This is a genomic window from Nocardia coffeae (assembly GCF_019890715.1).
In the GTDB taxonomy this organism is placed as follows: domain Bacteria; phylum Actinomycetota; class Actinomycetes; order Mycobacteriales; family Mycobacteriaceae; genus Nocardia; species Nocardia jiangxiensis.
Map to the genome: position 1 here is coordinate 22,018 of NZ_JAINZY010000028.1, position 21,144 is coordinate 43,161.

General features: G+C 69.4%; 7 protein-coding genes. All 7 read right to left on the reverse strand.

What is annotated here, in order from left to right:
* Positions 1-3 precede the first annotated feature (3 nt).
* On the reverse strand, positions 4-996 hold the full coding sequence (locus K7711_RS45735; RefSeq protein ID WP_222979226.1) for an ATP-binding cassette domain-containing protein: 993 nt from the start codon (positions 994-996) through the stop codon (positions 4-6).
* Positions 993-14,681, reverse strand: coding sequence for a non-ribosomal peptide synthetase (locus K7711_RS45740; protein WP_222979227.1), 13,689 nt, complete (start codon positions 14,679-14,681; stop codon positions 993-995). Before K7711_RS45740 ends, K7711_RS45735 begins: the two co-directional genes overlap by 4 nt.
* Before the next feature lie 259 nt (positions 14,682-14,940).
* Entirely contained in the window at positions 14,941-16,629 is a 1,689-nt protein-coding gene (gene lnt / locus K7711_RS45745) for an apolipoprotein N-acyltransferase (protein ID WP_235748833.1), read from the reverse strand.
* A 70-nt stretch (positions 16,630-16,699) separates the two neighbouring features.
* Complete coding sequence (locus K7711_RS45750) at positions 16,700-18,298, reverse strand: amidohydrolase (protein ID WP_222979229.1); 1,599 nt, start codon at positions 18,296-18,298, stop codon at positions 16,700-16,702.
* A 117-nt stretch (positions 18,299-18,415) separates the two neighbouring features.
* Positions 18,416-18,898, reverse strand: a complete 483-nt coding sequence (locus K7711_RS45755) for an FxsA family protein (RefSeq protein WP_040823028.1) — start codon at positions 18,896-18,898, stop codon at positions 18,416-18,418.
* Positions 18,899-18,985: 87 nt separating this feature from the next.
* Positions 18,986-19,645: a response regulator gene (locus K7711_RS45760; RefSeq protein WP_040824134.1), complete on the reverse strand. Its 660-nt coding sequence runs from the start codon at positions 19,643-19,645 to the stop codon at positions 18,986-18,988.
* A gap of 87 nt (positions 19,646-19,732) precedes the next feature.
* Positions 19,733-20,935 (reverse strand): sensor histidine kinase, encoded by a 1,203-nt coding sequence (locus K7711_RS45765; RefSeq protein ID WP_222979230.1) that lies wholly within the window; start codon positions 20,933-20,935, stop codon positions 19,733-19,735.
* Positions 20,936-21,144: the final 209 nt, after the last annotated feature.

Consider the following 21,144-nt stretch of genomic DNA (forward strand, 5'->3'; position numbering starts at 1 on the left):
TACTCACGACATGATCTCCTCTGCTACGTCTTCATCGGTTTCGGACGTCTCCTCGGGTGCGGCGGGCGCACCGGTCAGAGACAGGAACACATCGTCGAGACTGGGCCGGTTCACGACGGCGTCGACCACGCAGACGCCCGCGTCGTCCAGGCGGCGCAGCGCCTCGACCATGGTGCGCGAGCCCTCGCCCACCACGATCGCGACCTCGTCCGTCCCGGCCTCGTGCGACGGCTCACCGATCCCCACCTCGGCCAGGACCGATTTCGCCGCCTGTGGATCCTGTCCGGCGGCCAGGGTGACGGTCAGCCGGTCACCGCCGATGGAGGTCTTCAGCTCGTCGGCCGAACCGCGGGCGATCACCCGGCCGCGGTCGATCACGGTGATCCGATCGGCCAGCAGATCGGCCTCCTCCAGGTACTGCGTGGTCAGCAGCACGGTGGTGCCGTCGTCGACCAGGTCGCCGATGACGCGCCACATGTCCAGGCGACCGCGCGGATCCAGGCCCGTGGTCGGCTCGTCCAGGACGACGACCGTCGGCCGAGCCAGCAGCGCACCCGCCAGATCGAGGCGGCGCGCCATACCGCCGGAGTACGTAGCCGCCCGCCGGCCCGCGGCATGATCCAGGCCCAGCGCCGAGAGCAGTTCGGTGGCGCGGGCGGCGGCCTGTTTGTGCGACATCCCGTACAGCCGCGCCACCATGCGCAGATTCTCGAATCCGGACAGATTCGCATCCACCGCCGCGTACTGCCCGGACAGGCCGATGCGGGTGCGGGCCCGCGCGGGCTCGCCCAGGACGTCGACGCCCGCCACCCGCACCGACCCGGCGGTGGGCTTGAGCAGCGTGGTGACGATGCGCACCGTCGTGGTCTTGCCGGCCCCGTTGGGGCCCAGCAGCCCCATCACGGTGCCGCTGGGGATCTCCAGGTCGATTCCGTCCAGGACGCGAACGCGGCCGTACTTCTTCACCAATCCGGCGACCTCCACCGCCAGGGTCACAGCATCTCCTTCGCGTCGTCTGCTCGTACCTCGTCCTCACGCAAAGCCTTGTCGGCCAAGCGTTCTCGCAAAACCGGTCCGATCACGGCCAGGGCCTCCGGATTGGTCATCCCCGAATGGCGGCAACGCACCTTCTGGTCGTGGACCGCACCGGTCACATACGGCTCCCACGCTTGTGCGCAGCGGGTCGGGTCGGCCCGGTTGATCTCGTCCTCGGCGGCGGTGAAGAAGATCAGATCGCCCTCGAAGACCCGCGGCCGGAACCCGTGTGCCAGATCGGCGCCCGCGGCGTAGCCGGTGTAGAGCCGCTGCAGGTGGTCCACCGTCAGCGCCGCGAACGGGCCGGGGCGGTTGCGCAGCAGTTCCGCGGCGTCCTCCAGGGTCAGGCGCGGATCGACCGCGTGGTCGCCGCCGAGCAGGTCGCTGCCGAATTCGCCGATGATGTCGGCGACCCCGGGCACGGCCTGATCGAGCCATTCGTCGGTGAGCCGGTAGCTGTCCATCATCGCCAGCAGCTCGACCCGCTGACCCGATTCCTGCAACTGCACCGCCATCTCGTGCGCGATGAGCCCGCCCAGCGACCAGCCCAGCAGCTGATAGGGCCCCTCGGGCTGCACCGACCTGATCTGTGCCACATAGTCTTTCGCGGTCTGCGCCAGGGTCGCCCGGGATTCGGCGCCGGTGACGTGCGGCGCCTGCAACCCGTACACCGGCCGATCGGCGGGCAGATGGGCGAGCAGCCCGGAGTAGCACCACGCCAGCCCGATCGCCGGATGCACGCAGAACAGCGGTTCGATACCGGCACCGACCGGGATCGTGACGTCCGACAGTGTCTGCTCGCGCGCACCGTTGCGCGCGGCCGCCTCCACCGATCGGATCGGCAGCAGCGGTTGCAGAGCGGCGGCCAGGACCTCACCGGCGTCGGCGTCCAGCCGCCGCGCGATGGCCGCGGGCGTGGAATCACCGAACATCAGCTGCACCGGCATCTCGATGCCCGCGGACCGCAGATGCGCGACGACCTTCGTGGCCAGCAGCGAATTACCGCCCAGGTCGAAGAACCCGTCGTCCACACCCACCGCGTCCACACCGAGCACCTCGGCGAAGGCCGAACACAGCGCGCGCTCGGCCGGGGTGGTCGGCGGCCGGTAGCTGGTGCCCGACCCGAAGACGGGTTCGGGCAGCAACCGGCGATCCAGCTTGCCGACCGGCGTCAGCGGCACCCGGTCCAGCAGCATGATCGACTGCGGCACCATGTAATTGGGCACCAGATCGCGCAGATGCGCGGTCAGCTCGGCCACCGTCGGCGCGGTTCCGGCCAGCGGCTTCACGTAGGACACCAGTGCGGTGGCCCCGGCCGGGGTCCGATGCCCGACGGTCAGCGAGAACTCCACGCCGGTGTGCCGCGACATCGCCGCGTCGATCTCGCCGAGTTCGATCCGGAAGCCGCGGATCTTGACCTGGTGGTCGGTGCGCCCGACGTACTCCAACTCCCGGCGACGACCGTGCACGCACCAGCGCGTCAGATCGCCCGTGCGGTACATCCGCTCCCCCGGCTTGCCGTACGGGTTCGCCACGAAACGCTGCGCGGTCAGGCCCGGCCGGTCCAGATAGCCGCGGGCCAGCGCCGGACCGCTCAGGTACAGCTCGCCGGTGACGCCGCCGGGCGCGGGGTGCAGGCGGCGATCGAGTACCACCGCGTTCACGCCGCGGATCGGACCGCCGATGGTGATCGGCATGTCCGGGGCCGTCGGCGGCGAGATGAGGGTGACGATGGTGGTCTCGGTCGGGCCGTACACGTTGTACAGGTTCCGGCCGCGACTCCAGCGCGTCACCAGCTCCGGCGGCAGCGCCTCACCGCCGACCAGCACGTGGCGCATCTCGGTGATCCCGGACGGATCCACCGTGCCCAGCGCCGCGGTGGTGATGAACGCGTGCGTGATCCGCTCGTCCATCAACAACCGGCCCAGCTCGGCCCCGCCGTACACACCCGGGGGCGTGATCACCAGCGTGGCCGCACCGCCCAGCGCCAGCAGCAGATCCAGCATGGCCGCGTCGAAACTCGGTGTGGCGAAGTGCAATACACGGTCGCCGGGCCGGACCTCGAAACGTTGCGCGGTCTCGGCCGCGAAATTCGACAGACCGCCGTGCGTGACGACCACACCCTTCGGTGCGCCGGTGGATCCGGAGGTGTAGATCACGTACGCCGGATGATCCATCCGCAGCTCACCCCGACGTTCGGCCGCGGTGATGGGTGCGTCCGAGGTGGCCAGCACCCGACGCCGGAACGAGGGCGCGTCCAGCACCGTCCAGCTCACCCCGCCGGGCAGGTTCTCCCGATGCACCGAGAGCGTGATACCCAGCGCCGCACCGGAATCGGTGAGCATGTGCGCGATGCGGTAATCCGGGTAGCCCGGATCGATCGGCACGAACGCCGCACCCGTTTTGGCCACCGCGAGCGTGACCGCCACCGACTCGGCCGATCGCGCGACACCCAGGGCGACCAGCATCTCCGGACCCACACCCTGTTCGATGAGCACCCGCGCGAGCCGGTTGGTCCAGCGATCCAGAGCGTCGTAGGTGATCTGCGTGCCGTTACCGCGCAGCGCGACCGCCTGCGGCGCGACCCGCACCGCCTCGGCGAACACCTCCGGCAGGGTCAGCGGACGGCCCGGGTTCGCCCCGCGCACCGGCACCAGACCCGACCATTCGGTGGGTTCGAGCCAGTCCAGATCGCCCACGGGCATGGCCGGATTCGCCGCCGCCGCACTCACCAACCGGACCAGCCGGTTGCCGAGCCGGGCCGCGGTCGCCTCGTCGAACAGGTCGCGGGCGTAGTTCACCGCGACGGTGATGCCGTCCGGCTCCCGGTCCGCGGTCCGCGATTCGGTGAGGGTGAACTGCAGATCGAACTTCGCGATGCCCGGATCGGCATCGCACGCCTCGATCTGCAGACCGGGCAGTTCCAGCACACGCACCGGCTCGTTGCGCACCGACAACATGATCTGGAACAGCGGATGATGCGATTGCGAGCGGGCCGGATTGAGTACCTCGACCAGCCGCTCGAACGGCACGTCGGCCTGGGCGAACGCCTCCAGATCGGTTTCCCGGACCGCGCGCAGCAGTTCGGCGAACGAGGCATCGCCGTCGATTCCGGTGCGCAACACCAGAGTTCCGACGAACATGCCGATCAGCCCGTCCAGGGCCGGATCGCCGCGACCGGCGATCGGGGTGCCGATCGCGATGTCGTCGCCATCGGTGATCCGGTGCAGCAGCGTCGCGAGTGCGGCGTGCAGCACCATGAAGATGGTGACGCCGTGCTCACTGGCCATCGCCTGCAGTTCACGGTGCGTGCGCGCATCGATCGCGCATTCCACCGTCCCGCCGCGATAGCTCGGCACCGGCGGGCGCGGGCGATCGGTCGGCAGGGGCAGCAGTTCGGGCAGCCCGTCCAGCGCGGTGCGCCAGTACTCCAGCTGACGGCTCACCGCGGAATCCGGATCATCCTCGCTGCCGAGCGTTTCCCGCTGCCACAGCGTGTAATCCGCGTACTGGACAGGCAATTCGGTCCAGTCCGGGGACTGTCCGGTGTGGTGCGCCCGGTAGGCGGTGGCCACGTCCATGGCCAGCGGCACGAGTGACCAGCCGTCCATCGCGATGTGATGAACCACCAGCACCAGCACGTGGTCCTCGGCCGCGACGCGCAGCAGATGCGCGCGCAGCGGAACCGAGTGCGCCAGATCGAATCCCGGCCCGGCCAGCCGCCGCACCGCCTCCTCGATCTCGCCCTCGGCGACCTCGCTCATCCCGATCGCGACCTGCGCCGCGGCCGGGTCCAGCACCCGCTGGAAGGGCTCGCCCTCGAGTTCCCCGAAGACCGTCCGCAGTGTCTCGTGCCGGGCCAGCACCGCGTTCAGCGCGGACTGCATCGCGACGACGTCCACGATGCCGCGCAGGCGCAGTGCGGCCGGGACGTTGTACACCCCGGACCGATCGCCCGATCCCCCGGACTCGCTGAACCGGTTGAGGAACCACAACCGCCGCTGCGCCGCCGACAACGGGACCCGCTGCGGACGCGTGCGCCGACTCAGCACGGGCGAGTTGTCGGCCGGCCGGCCGCGGCCGTCCAGGCGGGCGGCCAGTTCGGCCACCGTCGGGGTGGCGAACACCGATCGCACCTCGAGCCGGGTACCGGTCGCCGCGGCCAACCGCGCCACCAATTGTGTTGCCAGCAGCGAATTTCCGCCGACATCGAAGAAGTTGTCGCCCGCGCCGATCGTCTCCGCGCCGACCAGTTCCGAAATCACCTGAGCGACCAGGCGTTCGGCATCGGTGCTCGGTTCGCGCTCCTGGCTCGCCACCGGCTCGGGCTCGGGCAGGGCCGCCCGATCCAGCTTGCCCACCGGTGTGAGCGGAATGCGGTCGAGCACGGTCAGACTCGCCGGAACCATGTGCGCCGGAAGCCGTTCGGCCACGTGGGCACGCACCGCGGTGGCATCCACGCTCGCGCCGTCGTCCGCCGGAAGCACGTACGACACGATCCGCTTGGTCCCGGCGATGGCGCGAACTTCGGTGTGCGCGAAGCGAATCGAGGAATGGCTGGTCAGCGCCGCGCTGATCTCGCCCAGCTCGATCCGGAATCCGCGCACCTTGACCTGATCGTCGCCGCGGCCCAGGTACACGATCTCGCCCTCGGTGTTCCAGCGCACCACGTCACCGGTGCGATACAGCCGCGTACCCACGGGACCGAACGGGTCTGCCACGAACCGCGCCGCGGTGAGCCCGGGGCGGTTGAAGTACCCGCGCGACACTCCCTGACCACCGAGGTACAGGTCACCGGGCACCCCGACCGGCACCGGCCGCAGCCGCTCGTCCAGGACGACCGCGCGAGCCCCGCGCACCAGGGTGCCGATCGGCACCGGCAGGCCGGGGCAGAGCGGACCGGCGATGGTGATCACGATGGTCGTCTCGGTGGGGCCGTAACCGTTGAACACCATGTGATCCGGACCCCAGCGGTCCACCAGTTCCGGTCCCAGCGCCTCGCCGCCCAGCATGATCCCGACCAGATCCGGCAGCGGCCAGCGCTCGCGATCGATGGTGGCCAGCGCCGCCGGGGTCATGAAGGTGTGGGTGACGCGCTCGCGGTCCATCAGCGCGGCCAGTTCGTCGCCGCCGTACACGTCGGGCGGGGTGATGATCATGGTCGCGCCGGATCCGATGGCCAGCAGCAGATCCAGCACCGCCGCGTCGAAGCTCGGTGACGCGAAATGCAGTGTGCGCGAATCGCGGTCGACCTTCATCCGATCACGCAGCTCGTCCGCGAAATTGGACAGCCCGGCGTGGGTGACGGCAACGCCCTTCGGGGTGCCGGTCGATCCCGAGGTGTAGATCAGATAGGCCAGTTCCGAGGTCCACACGGTGCGCAGCCGATCGGCGTCGTCGACCGCGGCCGGGTCCTGCTCCTCGATTTCGGCCCGCTGATCCGGGTCGTCCAGCAGCAGCCATTCGGTGTGGCAACCGCCGACCCCGGCCTCGCGCAATCGCCCGATGTGGGCGCCGACCGTCACACCCGACCGGCAGCCGGAGTCGGTGAGCATATGCCGCACCCGGTCGGTGGGATAGTTCGGATCCACCGGGACGAAGGCCGCACCGGCCTTGGTGACCGCCAGCACCGTCGCCACCGATTCCAGGGACCGCGTCAGCCCCAGGGCGACCCGGTCGCCCGCGCCGATGCCGCGCCGGATGAGTTCGCGCGCAAGACGATTCGAGTAGGCATCCAGTTCGGCGTAGGTCAGCTCGGTCTCCCCCGAACGCACCGCGACGCGTTCGGGATGCAGGTGCGCGGTGACGGCGAAATAGTTCGCCAGGCTGCACTGCGGGGTGGCGATCGGGCCGTAGGCCGGGGCCAGCCGGGCTCGTTCATACTCGGTCCGGGCGTCGATGTCGCGCACCGGGATTCGCGGATCGGCGGAGATCGCGGCCAGCACCAGGCCCAGCCGCTCGGCCAGCGTGCGTACCGTCTCCTCGTCGAAAAGCTCAGCGGCGTAGACGAATTCGAAGCGCCTCTCGGGGGCCTCGGCAGAGATGCCGGGCAGTACCCGCAACTCCAGATCGAACTTCGCCAGCGCGATGTCGAGCTCCTCCGCGCGCAGCGCCAGCCCCGGCAACCGCAGCGCGGGAATCGGGCCGTCCTGCACAGTCAGCGCCACCTGCAGCAGCGGACGCAGATGCGCCTCGCGACCGCCGAGCGACTGCACCTCGGCCACGATCCGCTCGAACGGCAGATCCGCATGCGCCATCGCCGCGAGTTCACCGTCGCGATCGACGGCCAGCTGCTCGACGAAGCGGCGGTCCGGATCGATCTGCGAACGCAGCACCAGGGTGTTGACGAACATGCCGACCAGATCGTCGAGCCGGGTGTCCGCGCGGCCTGCCACCGGTGTGCCGATGACGATGTCGCGACCGCCGGTGACCGAGCGCAGCAGCACCGCCAGCGCCGACCGCAACACCATGAACAAGCTGACGCCGCGTTCGCGGGCGAGCTCGTCGATGCCGTCGCGAACATGCTCGGGCAGGGTGAACCGCACCGTGCCCGCACGCTGGGTGGGCTGTTCGGGCCGCGGCCGGTCGTAGGGCAGCGGCATCCCCTCGGGCAGCCCGTCCAGCGTCTCGCGCCAGAACCGCAGCTGAGTGGCCGCCAGGCTGACCGGGTTGTCCTCGTCGCCGAGGCAATCACGTTGCCACAGACTGAAATCCGCGTACTGCACCGGCAGGGGCTGCCAGGCCGGAGCCGACCCGCCGCAGCGGGAGGCATAGGCCATCGCCAGATCACGGGTCAGCGGGATCAGCGACCAGCCGTCCGCCGCGATGTGATGCAGCACGATGCCCAGGCGGAACTGCTGAGGTCCCGTGCGTAGCAACGTCATTCGCACCGGGATCTCGCGGGTCAGGTCGAATCCGCGCTGTGCCAGGGTCCGCAGCGCCAGGGCCGCATCCGCCTCGTCGGTCTCGACCGGCTCGAGCACCGGCATGCACCGGTGGGTGTCCAGGATCAGCTGATACGCACCGGAGCGATCCTCCGGGAACACCGTGCGCAACACCTCGTGCCGGCCCACCAGATCCGTGAGCGCCGCCCGCAACGCGGCGATGTCCGGATCGCCGTCGATTCGTATCACGAAAGCGATGTTGTAGGCGCTGGATTCGGGAGAATAGCGGTTGAGGAACCAGACCCGCTGCTGCGGCAGCGACAAGGGGAGACGTCCCGGACGCGGGTCTCGCACAGCCAGCGCAGTTCGCTGCGTCCGGGGCGTTTCGATCAGCCGCACGGCCATGTCGGCGACCGTCGGCGCCTCGAAAACCGCCCGCACGGGCAGATCGACGCCGAATTCGTCATAGAGCGCCGAGGACAGCCGGGTCGCCAGCAGCGAGTTGCCGCCGACCTCGAAGAAACTGTCCTCCGCACCGGGCATGGGGTGCCCGAGCACCGCGGCGAAGACCTCCGCGACCCGCTGCTCGAGTCCGGGCTCGGGTGCCCGGGAACCGCTCGCCGACGCGAAAACCGGTTCCGGCAACGCCTTTCGGTCCAGTTTGCCCGACGGCGTCACCGGCACCTCGTCGATGACGACGATCGCGGCCGGAACCATGTACGCGGGCAGCCGGCGGCGGGCCGAGTCGAGGACGGCCGCGGTATCGATCGGCCCCTCGGCGGTGATGTAGGAGGCCAGCCGCATCGTGCCGTGCTCGCCGGTGTGCACGATGGTGTGCGCGAACTGCACTCCGGGGTACGTGCGCAGCGCGTGGTCGATCTCGCGCAGTTCGATGCGGAAGCCGCGGATCTTGACCTGATCGTCCGCCCGGCCCAGGAACCGCAACTGCCCGTTCGCGTCGGCGACCACGAGATCGCCTGTGCGGTACATGCGTTCGCCACGTCGGCCGTGCGGATTCGCCGGGAACCGCTGCGCGGTCAGGGCATGACGACCCAGATACCCGCGAGCCACACCGGGCCCGGACAGATACAGCTCACCCGGGACGCCCGGCGGCACCGGGTGCAGCCGGTTGTCCAGGACGAACAGCCGCATACCGCGCACGGCCATACCGATCGGCACCGGACGCCCCGCGACCATCGGCCCGGTGGCGGTCGCGGCGACGGTCGCCTCGGACGGGCCGTACATGTTGTGGATGCGATGCCCGGCGGACCAGGTGCTCACCAGTTCCTCGGAGCAGGCGTCGCCGCCGACGATCACCGCCTCGAGATCGTCGAGTCCCTCGCTGGACACGGTCGCCAGCGCGGCCGGTGTGATGAAGGCGTGGGTCACCCGCTCGTCGCGCAGCAGCTCGGCGAGTTCGGATCCGCCGTAGAGCCCGGCCGGGGCGACCACGATCGCCGCGCCCGCGGCGAATCCGAGCAGCAGCTCGAGCACCGACGCGTCGAAGGACGGCGACGAGAAGTGCAGTGTGCGTGCGGAATCCGTGACGCCGAACAGATGTCGCTGCTCGTGCGCGAGGCAGGCCAGCCCGGCGTGGGTGACCACGACGGCCTTGGGCATTCCGGTGGATCCGGAGGTGTAGATCAGGTACGCCGGATGCGACACCCGCAGCGGATGCGGCCGATCCGCGTCGGTGACCGGGGCGCCGGACTGGCGCATCATCTCCGCGGCCAGCTCCGGCGATCCGGCCAGCAGCCAATCCATGTCGCGCTTGCGATGCCGCCCCCGGCGCGCCGGCAACTCCGGCATGGCCGCATGCGATTTCGCATCGGTCAGACCCAGCATCGTGCCGGAATCGGCGAGCATGTGCGCGATCCGCTCGGCCGGATATCCCGGATCGATCGGCACGTACGCCGCACCGGTCTTGGCGACCGCCCAGATCGCGGTGATCGCGTCCAGTCCGCGCGGCAGCGCGACCGCCACCACCACCTCGGGTCCGGCGCCGCATCCGATCAGTACGCGCGCCAACCGGTTCGAGGCCTCGTCGAGTTCCCGATAGCTGGTGTCCCGGCCCAGGTAGCGCACCGCGACGGCGTCGGGAACGTGCTGGGCGGTCTCGGTGAGCAGGCGGGCCAGGGTGATCGGGGGTTCGGCCGGTGCACCGGTGATCGGCACCAGCCGGGCCGTCTCACGTGCGTCGAGGATGTCCAGATCCCCGACGGGCACGCTGGGCGCGGTGACCGTCGCGGTGACCAGGCGGACGAACCGCTGTGCGATGGTGCACACCGTCGCCTCGTCGAATACGTCCGTGGCATAACCGAATTCGGCATGCAACGGACCGTCCGGCGTATCGCTGCTCTCCTGGACGGTCAGTTGCAGATCGAATTTGGCGACGCCGGATTCCATCGGCAGCACGCGAGCGTCCATGCCCGGCAGGCTGATTCGCAGATCCGGATCGTTCTCGTAGGAGAGCATCACCTGGAACAGCGGGTGGCGTCCGGCATCACGCGCCGGGTTGACCACCTCCACCAGCCGTTCGAAGGGCACATCGGCGTTGGCGAAGGCGTCCAGATCGGTTTCCCGCACGCGATCGAGCATGCGGTCGAAACCCGCGGCCGGATCTACTTCGGTGCGCAGCACCAGCGTGTTGACGAACATGCCGACCAGATCGTCCAGCGCCGGATCCGAACGTCCGGCGATCGGAGTGCCGATCGCGATGTCGCGGGTGTTGCACAGCCGCGAGAGCAGCACGGCCAGGCAGGCGTGCAACACCATGAACGCGCTCACCCCGCGCTCGGCGGCCAGCGCCGCCACCGCGGTGCGCACCGCGGCCGGAATCGTGACGCCCACCCGGGCGCCCTCGGTGGTGCGCTGCTGCGGACGCGGCCGGTCCAGCGGCAGATCCAGCTGATCGGGCAGATCGGCCAGGGCGGTACGCCAGTAACTCAGCTGCCGACCCAGCGCACTGGCCGGATCCTCCTCGTCGCCGAGCAGTTCGCGCTGCCACAGCGCGAAATCGGCGTACTGCACCGGCAGCGGAATCCACTGCGGTGCGTGCCCGGCGGTGCGTGCCGCGATGGCCGTCATCAGGTCACGGGCCAGCGGCGCGACCGACCAGCCGTCACCGCAGATGTGGTGCAGGATCACCAGGAAGACGTACCGATCCGGCCCGGTGCGGTACAGCGCGATGCGGAACGGCGCCTGGGTGCGCAGATCGAAGCCGTACCCGGCGTATTCGGCGGCCAGGGCCAGCACGTCCGCGCCCTCTGCGTCGATCGCGTCCAGAGCCAGCGGGATCTGCGCGGCCGAGTGGACGAGCTGACGCGGCCCCTGCGGCGAATCGGGGAAGGTGGTGCGCAGGCTCTCGTGCCGTTCCAGGACGTCCAGCACACCCGCGCGCAACGCGTCGGGATCCACCCTGCCGGTCAATTCCACGGCCAGCGGCATGTTGTACGCCGAAGCGTGCTCGGCGAACCGGTTCAGAATCCACAGCCGCTGCTGAGCCAGCGACAGCGGAATATGTTCCGGCCGTTCGGCGGCGACGAGTTTGGGTTGCGCGGACAGCGGGTAACGATCATCCAGGGCAGTGGCGAGTGTGGCCACCGTGGCGGATTCGAAAAGATCCCGAATGGTCAGCTCCGCGCCCAATGCGGTGTTGATCCGGGCGATCGCACGGGCCGCCGAGAGCGAATTACCGCCCAATTCGAAGAAGCTGTCCTCGACGCCGATCTCCTCGACGCCCAGGATCTCCTCGAAGATCGTGGCGACCCGTCGCTCGACCTCGGTGCGCGGCACGATGACCGAGCCCGAGCGCTGCGCACCGGATTCCGGTTCGGGCAGGGCCCGGCGATCCACCTTGCCGTTGGCGCTCAACGGCATTTCGTCCAGCACGATCAGCTGGGCGGGCACCATGTAGCTGGGCAGAGTGCGCTGCAGTGCACGGGTCAGCTCGGCGACCTCGAGGTCGGAATCCGGTGCGGCAACCACATATCCGACGAGTTCGTCACCACCGTGGGTGTGGTGCGCCACGCAGATCGCCCGCGCCACGCCCGGTGCGGCCAGCAGCGCCGCTTCGATCTCACCGAGTTCGATGCGCAGTCCGCGGATCTTCACCTGGAAATCGCTGCGGCCCAGGTATTCCAGCACGCCGCCGGTCGCCCGCCAGCGCACCAGATCGCCCGTGCGGTACATCCGCACGCCCGGGGTGAACGGGTTGGCCACGAACCGGCCCGCACTCAGCCCGGCACGTCCCAGATAGCCGCGCGCCAGCTGCGTCCCGGCCAGATACAGCTCACCCACGACACCCGGTGGCACCGGCCGCAAACGCTCGTCCAGCACGTAGACCTGCGTGTTCCAGATCGGCGCGCCGATCGGCACGCTGTCCTGTCCCACCTCGCAACTGAAGGCCGTCACGTCGACCGCCGCCTCGGTGGGACCGTACAGATTGTGCAGCCACGGATCCCCGGTCGGTGTACCCGGAGCCGAATGTCCCAGTGCCGCATGGAAATCGCGCACGGTCGCCGCGGGCAGCGCCTCGCCGCTGCAGAACACCCGCCGCAGCGCCGTGCACCCGCCGACCTCGGTGTCGGTGACGAACACCGACAGCATCGACGGCACGAAATGTGCTGTGGTGACCGACTTCTCGCTGATCACCCGGGCCAGGTACACCGGATCGCGATGCCCGTCGGGCGCCGCGATCACCAGGCGCGCGCCGATCTGCAAGGGCCAGAAGAACTCCCACACCGACACGTCGAACGTGGCGGGGGTCTTCTGCAGCACGACATCGGTGCGGTCGAGCCGGTATTCGTGCTGCATCCAGCGCAACCGGTTGACGATCGCGGCGTGCGAGACCCCCACACCCTTCGGGCGGCCGGTGGACCCGGAGGTGAAGATCACGTAGGCCAGGTGGTCCGGGCGCAGCCGGGTGCGGCGGTCGATGTCGGTGATCGGCGCGCTGGAGATCCGGGACAGGTCGATCGCACGAAGGTCGAACCGGGCGAGGTCTTCGGGCAACTCGACACTGTCGGCGCCGGCGGTCACCACGCACAGCGGGCGCGCCTGCTCGAGGATGTCCGCGTTGCGCTCGGCGGGGTGGTCCGGGTCGATCGGCAGATAGGCCGCACCGGCCCGCACGATCGCGTACATGCCGATCACCAGATCCAGGCTGCGTCGCACGGCCAGGCCGATCACCGTATCCGGGCCCGCACCGCGCGAGATCAGCACCCGGGCCAGCCGGTCGGCCTGCTGACGCAACTGCGCGTAGGTCATCGTCTCGTCGCCGAATTCCAGCGCCACCGCGTCCGGGCAGGTCGCGGCCCGCTCGCCGAACAAGTCGGACAGCGTGCCCGGCCACTGCGGCACCTCGGTGGAATTCCATTGGCGCAGAACCAGATCGCGCTCCACCTCGGTGACCACCGGTACCTCGGCCACGGCGTCGTCCGGATCGGCGGTCAACAGCCGGGCCAGGAAATCCACGAAGCGGCCGTGGTGGACCGCCAGCTCATCGACGTCGTACAGCAGCGGATTGGCCTCGAAATCCACGTGGATGCGGTCGCCGGTGCCGTTGTAGAGGTTGAGCGACAGGTCCTCGACCGGACCGGTGGACAGCACGTTCAGCGAGCCGACCAGGCTGCCGAAGTGCAACTCGCTGTGGAACAGCATGATGTTGACCATCGGCCCGAAGAATCCGCGCGAATCCGGCGAATACCCACAGTCGCGGCGGATGTCGTCGGAGCGGTAGCGCTGATGCCGCAACGCACCGGTGATCTGCAGTTCGGCGGCCTTGACCACATCGCGCAAGGTGGTGGTGGCGTCGAAGCGGACCCGAATCGGCACCACATTGGACACCACGCCCGCCGAGCGCCGCAACGCCACGGTGGTGCGCGCGGAGACCGGCAGACTCAGCACCACATCCTGATTGCCGGTCACCGCGCGGACGTAGCAGGCCAGCGCTGCGACGAACATCGTGGAGTTCTGGGTATCGAAAACGCCCGTGGCGTTGGTCAATTCCGCCTGAACCTCGGGACCGAGCTTATGGGTCGCGCGATGCCGACCGGAATCGGAGCCCGGCGCCGAGGCCGCCGACGCGGACAGGCTCATGGGCGCACCGACACCGGCGAGCTGTTCGAGCCAGTACTCGCGGTCCGAACGGAACCGGCCGGTGTCGCGGTAGCTCGTTTCACCCGCGTAGATGTCGGCCAGCGGTGTCGCGCGGGAGGCCACCGGTTCACTCTGGTTCTCCAGGGCCGTGTAGATCTCGGCGGTCCGGGTGACCGCGTTCATCGCGCCGTAGCCGTCGATAGCGATGTGGTGCCCCCGGGAGTACCAGATGTAGTCGCGCTCGCCGGTGCGCAGCACGACATTCGTCATCAGCGGATCGTGTTCCAGATCGATCTGGCTGCTGGCGTGGTCGTTCATCCAGCGCAGGGCGGCCGCGCGGGGATCGGCCTCGTGCCGCAGATCCACCCGCGCCCAGCCGGGCCGCTGCGCGGGATCGACCAGCTGATGTGGGACGCCGTCGATCTCGACCAGCCGGACCTGACCGACCTGGGTCTCGGCGCCGGACCGTTCGACCGCGTACAGCAGGCGGCCCACGTCCAGATCACCGTGGATCTCGACGTACTGGGCAATGGTCAGGGGAATGTCGGGGCGGATCCGTTGGGCGTACCAGAGGGCGGTCTGTGCGGGCGACAGTTCGAAGGGTTGTGCTGATAGTTCGCCAGAAGAGCATTGGTCTACACGATCGGTGGCCAATGACCTCATCAATCACTCCGTTCTGCCGCTGTTGACGCAACTCCCCGAGCATCGCCACGGTAGGCATGCATGCACCGACCGTGGGACCTGATCCACGCCCTACTATTCGGAGCGTCGGGACGTGCGGATCGGTAGCGATCTCGTAATGTTCTGAATCGAACAGCGTTGGCGGATAGGACCTTTAGTCAGCTACCTCTTCGCAAACTTCGCGATGACATTCGATCACGCAGGGAAAACGGGTGACACCGGGAGCCTGATCCGGAAACGCTTACATCCGCGGCTGGCGACCGGCCCGGTCGCCGACAGCCTCATCACCCGCCGGTTCCGGGAACGGCATGGTTCGCCGCCGGATAGCCGAAGCCACAACAGCAATCCCGGCCACGATACACAACACCCACTCGGGCCACGAACCCAGCGCGGTCGCGGGCGTCGTGTTGTGTCGCAGCGGCAGAGCCGCCTCGAGCCGTGCGGGCACGAATTTCGACGTCTGCTGCTGCACCGTACCGTCGGCGGTGATGATGGCGCTGACCCCGGAAGTAGCCGCCACGACCAGCGCGCGACCGTGTTCCACCGCGCGTACCCGGGACATGGCCAGTTGCTGGTAGGTCATCTCGCTGTCGCCGAAGGTGGCGTTGTTGGTGGGCACGGTCAGCAGCTGCGCGCCCGCGTGCATCGAATCCTCGAACGCGCGGTCGAAGGCTACTTCATAACAAGTTGCCACACCGATCGCGACCGGCTTGCTCTGTCCATCGGGCATGAGCGGGGGGCCTGCGTGGTTACGCTGCGCTGCCGCCTCCGGCCCTGACCCGCTCATGCCGCCGGGCACGGGCTGGGCGTGCACCACGCCGTCACCGTGGCCGGGCACGAAATATCCGGCTCGATCGGCGTATTTCGAGAAGTGTCGGAAGAAGTCCCGGTACGGCAGGTATTCGCCGAACGGCTGGATGATCTTCTTGTCGTGCCGCTCCCCGGGACCGTCGGCCCCGTTCCAGACGATGACCGAATTGGTGGTCGTCTCGTCGTCGTTCACCAGCACCGCGCCGACCAGGATCGGCGCGTGGATCCGCTCGGATACGGCGGTGATCTCCGCGTACGCGTCACTATTGCGTAACGGATCGATATCGGATGAGTTCTCCGGCCAGATCACCACATCCGGCTGCGCCGCGCGGCCCGCGGCGACGGCGTCGGCCAGCGCGGCGGTCTCCCGGACGTGGTTGTCCAGCACCGCGCGTCGCTGCGCATTGAAGTCCAGGCCCAGGCGCGGCACGCTGCCCTGGATGGCGGCGACCGTGATCGTCCGGTCGCCGTCGGTCGGCGCGGGCAGGGCGGTGCGGAAGATCAACCCGGCGACCGGAACGAGAACCACAACCGCTGCGGCGGTGGCGATTCCGATTCGCCACCGGGCGCCGCGCCGCTCGCGCAGGCCGATGATGAAGGCCGCCAACGCCGTTCCGGTCAGCGCCACCGCGAAACTCACCCCGGGTGCGCCGCCGAGCCAGGCCAGCGGCAGATACCAACCGTCGCCCTGACCGAATGCCAGTCGGCCCCAGGGGAATCCGCCGAACGGGAAATTCGAGCGACCCCATTCGGTGAGGGTCCACGTCGTCGCCACCCACAGCGGCCAGCCCGGCAATACGCTCACCAGCCGCGCCAGCAGGCCGAACAGCCCGACGTAGATCGCGCACGCCAGCGACAGGCCCAGCCACGGCATCGGACCGACGTAGATGCCCGTCCAGGGCAGCAGCGGCACGAAGAAGGCCAGGCCCGCGAGCAGCCCGTAGCCGAATCCGCCACGCAGCGTGCGGGTCGACCGCACCACCAGGGTCAGCAACGCGATGCCGAGCGGTGCCAGATACCAGCAGGTGCGCGGCGGGAAACTCGCGTAGATCAACAGGCCCGCCACGATCGCGCCGATCAGGCGCACGAGCGCCGGGCGCCGCAGTGCCGCGGCGGTCAGTCGCGGGAGCGGACCCGTTGCGGCGCCGGGGTTCTCGTGGTCCTGTTGCACGTCCACGAGCTCGTCCCTCTCACGCCGCATAAATGGTGTTTCCCCGGTGCACGGTACGCAGGCAGCGCGGCAGCGGCGCGCCCGGGTCGAGCGGGGGCAGACCCGGAACCCGGGACCGCGGATCGGTGGACCAGCGCTGCACCGTATCCGAGGCCGCGGCCACGACCAGATCGGCCGCGTCCCAGATCGCGTAGGAGGCGGGCGCACCGGGCGTCAGGGTGCCGGCCACGCCGTCCCGGACGCCACCGGCCCGCCACGCACCGCGGGTGGCCGCGGCGAAGGCGGCGCGCGGGGAGATCCGCTGTCCGGGAGTGCGGTGATGGGCGGCCGCACGCACCGCGGCCCACGGATTCAACTCGGTGACCGGGGCATCCGAGCCGATGGCCAGGCCGATCCCCGCAGCCGCCATGGCCGCGAAGGGATTCAGCGCGGCGGCGCGCTCGACGCCCAGACGCGCGGCGTACATGCCGTCCGGCCCACCCCAGGCCGCGTCGAATCCCGGTTGCACACTAGCGAGTACGCCGAATTCGGCGAAGATCGCGATCTGCTCGGGACCGATCGCTTCGGCATGCTCCACCCGGTGGCCGCGAGCGGCGAGCGCGGGACCGCCTACCTCGGCGGCGACCCGGGCCACCGCATCGGCCACGGCCGTGACGGCCGCATCGCCGATGGCGTGGAATCCGGCCTGGATCCCGGCCTCGGTGCAGGCGCTCAGATGGGCGGCGATGGCATCGACGTCGAGGTATCCGAGACCGTGGGTGTCCCGATCGGCGTAGGGCGCGTGCAGCCAGGCGGTGTGCGAGCCGAGTGAGCCGTCGACGAACAGGTCTCCGGCCAGCCCGTGTACGCCGAGTTCCTTGACCAGAGTGCGGGCCTCGTCGGCGGTGCGCACCGCCGCACCCCAGTAGGCACGCACCTCGACGCCGTGCTCGAACGCCAGCAATTCGGTCACATCGTCCGGGCCGGAGATTTGCGGCCCGGCGCATTCGTGGACGGCCACAACGCCATTGGCGGCGGCATGGTCGAGCGCCGCACGACGGGCACGGTCACGCTGGGAGCGATCGAGCCGATCGAGTACCGCGCTGCGGGCGAGATGATGCGCCTGCGCGCACAGCGGCTCACCGCGGGTGTATCCCGCTGCCGTGGCGATCTGCGGCACCGATTCCAGCAGGGCGGTCGAGACGACCGCCGAATGTGCGTCCACGCGAACGAGATACACGATCCGGCCGGGTCCGGCCGCGGCATCGATCTCCGCCGACGCGGGCGGGCGGGCCTGCGGCCACGCGGTCTCGTCCCAGCCCTCGCCGATGACCACCGCGTCGGGATGCGTGCGCGCGTACTCGCCCACCAGGGCCAGGCACTGTTCCAGCGACGTCGCCCCGGACAGATCCAGTCCGGTGAGCTGCAAACCGAGCGCGGTCACGTGCACGTGCGGGTCGACGAAGCCGGGCGCGACGAACGCACCGTCCAGATCGATGACCTCCGCACCGGGATACAGCGCCCGCCCCGGCCGCTCGGCGCCCAACCACACCACCATGCCGTCCTCGACCGCCATCGATGTGGCATCGGGCGAACTAGGGCTGTGGATGCGACCGCCGACCAGCAACTGGGTACTCACGGCTCATCAGTCTGCCGCACGGCGTTTTGCGCACCGGCTCCGGCGTCACGGCGTCCTGTACGACAGCGGATCCGGATGGTGTCACCACCATCCGGATCCGGTGTGACAAGAGGTCGGTTACCGGCCGTCGAGCATCGGACGGGCAGGGCCCTGACCGTCGTCGTAGTACTCCTGCACGACGACGCCGTCGACCACGTCACCGGACGGGTCGACGACCACGCCGCGGTAACCGGCGGCCATGCTCAGCCGGTCGATCCGGCGAGTGGCGAAGGCCGAGACGACCGGGCGCAGCAGACGACGGGTGGGCAGCAGCAGAAGCAGGCCGAGCACCGAGGTGACCAGGCCGGGGACGAACATCGCGACCGCACCCAGAGTGACCAGCGCACCGTCGGCGACCGCGGTGCCGGGAGCGATCTCCCCGCGACTCGCGCGCCGGAACTGGTCGAACACCCGGCGGCCCTGCGAGCGCACCAGGATCAGGCCCAGCCCCGAACAGGCGATGAGCAGCAGAATGGTTGCGACGACACCGATGAAGTGGCCGACCACGACGAGGGCGGCGATCTCGACGACGAGGTAGAGAGCGAACAGCAGCGCGGGCATGGCGATCCTTTCGAAAACCATCTACCCCATCCAACGACCGGATCGTCCGATTTTCTCCCGATCCCGCCTGAGCAGTCGCTGAGAATCTCAGGCGCCCGGCCGCACCAGCCCGGTCTCGTAGGCCAGCACCACCGCCTGCACCCGATCGCGCAGACCGAGTTTGGTGAGCACCCGGCCGACATGGGTTTTCACCGTGGCCTCGGACAGGAACAGTTCCGCGGCGATCTCGGCGTTGGAGCGTCCGGCGGCGATCTGCTCGAGCACCTCGCGCTCGCGGGCGGTGAGCACATCGAGTACGGCCGCGTCGCGGGTGCTGCCCGGATCGTCCGCGATGAGCCGATCCAGCAGACGTTTGGTCACCTTCGGGGAGACCACCGCGTCACCGGCGGCGACGCTGCGGATCGCCGAGATCAGATCCTCGGGCGGGGTGTCCTTGAGCAGGAAGCCGCTCGCGCCCGCACGCAACGCGCCCAGGGCGTGTTCGTCGAGGTCGAAGGTGGTCATTACGAGAACCTTGCTGCCACAACCGGATTCGAGGATCTGCCCGGTGGCGGTGACACCGTCCACGACCGGCATCCGCACATCCATCAGCACCACGTCCGGGACGAGTTCGCGGGTCCGCTGCACTGCCGCGGCGCCGTTGTCGGCCTCCCCGACGACCGTCAGATCCGGATGCGCCCCCAGCACCATCCGCAGCCCGGCTCGCATCAGTTCCTGGTCGTCGACGACTAGCACGGTGATCGGCACGTGACCAACATACTGGGACCGCGCTCCCACCTCGCCCCAACCGATCCGGTCACCGCCGAGGGCGCCGGGCACATCCGATCGTCGAGGTCACTCGGCGACCTCACGCACGAGCGGTATCGTCGCCCGCACCCGCCAGCCGCCTTCGGGACGCCGCCCGGCCTCGAGCGCACCGCCCAGCACCGCCACGCGTTCGCGCATACCGACCAGACCCAGGCCGCTGCCCGCGATACCGTTGCGCACCGCGAGGTCCGGTTCGGGCACCGCGCCGACCAACGGACCCGCACCGTGACCGAGGTCGCTGACCTCGACCAGGATGTCGGCGTCCCGGCGGTGCACCCGCACCCACGCCTTCGGGGCCGGTCCGGCATGCCGGAAGGTGTTGGTCAGCGACTCCTGCACGATGCGGTGGACCCCGAGGCTGACCTCGGGAGCCACGTCGTCGAGTTCACCGGTCATCTCCAACTCGACCGCGAGCCCCGCGCTGCGCATCATCTGCACCACCTTCGCCAATCCGGCGGTGCCGTGCTGGGGCAGTTGTTCGGGCGCGTGCTCGGTGCGCAGCAGCGCGACCGTGCGACGCAGCTCGCGCAGGGCGTCGCGCCCCGTGGCCGCGATCGTGCCCAGGGCCTGTTCGGCGGCGTCGGGGTCGCTACGGAGCGCGAACTTCGCACCGTCGGCCTGCACGACGATGACGCTCACCGCGTGCGCGACGATATCGTGCAGCTCCCGCGCGATCCGGGTGCGTTCGGCCGAAACCGCCTCGTGCGCACCGCGTTCGCGGTCGTAGTCGGCCACCGCCAGCCGAGCGGCCACCTCCGTGTCGTACGCGTGCCGGGCGCCGAGGAATTCGGCGAGCGTCCAGCACAGTGCGTAGAACAGCGTCAGGAACGCCACGGTCATCAGCACCGACTCGTGCAGCAGCAGATCCGTGAGCGCGGCGTCCACCACCAGACCGCCCAGATAGATCAGCCCCTCCCGCCGACCCACGTACGCAACCAGCGTGTACAGCGCGATGCCGACCGCCACCAACGCCGTGACCTGCAAATCCTCCCCGATCAACCGACTGACCAGAGTCGACACGATCGCCAGCGCGAGCAGCACCGCCGCACTCGTACGCGGATATTTGCGCCGGAAGATCACCGGCACCGGCACGATCACCGCGAAGACGAGATACACCAACAGATTCCGCTTGTGCCCGATGGTCGCCAGATCGACCAGCACCAGCGCGACCGCCAACATGGAATCGGCGACGAGCGGTTTCCCCCGAAGCCACAAGCTGAATCGACGCACCACCCCACCCTATGTGGGCATCACCTCACTCCCCGACCAACGCACCCACCCGCAAAACATCGCCACACCAGGACAACCAGGAAACACACCCCGCCACCACACCAATCCTCCGACGCCGCAGGCGAGCCCCGTCTCAGAGGGGTATCGACCTCAGAGGGGTATCGACCCGACCACCTCGAAGGTGCCCAGCGGCGAAGCGTCTCCGTCCC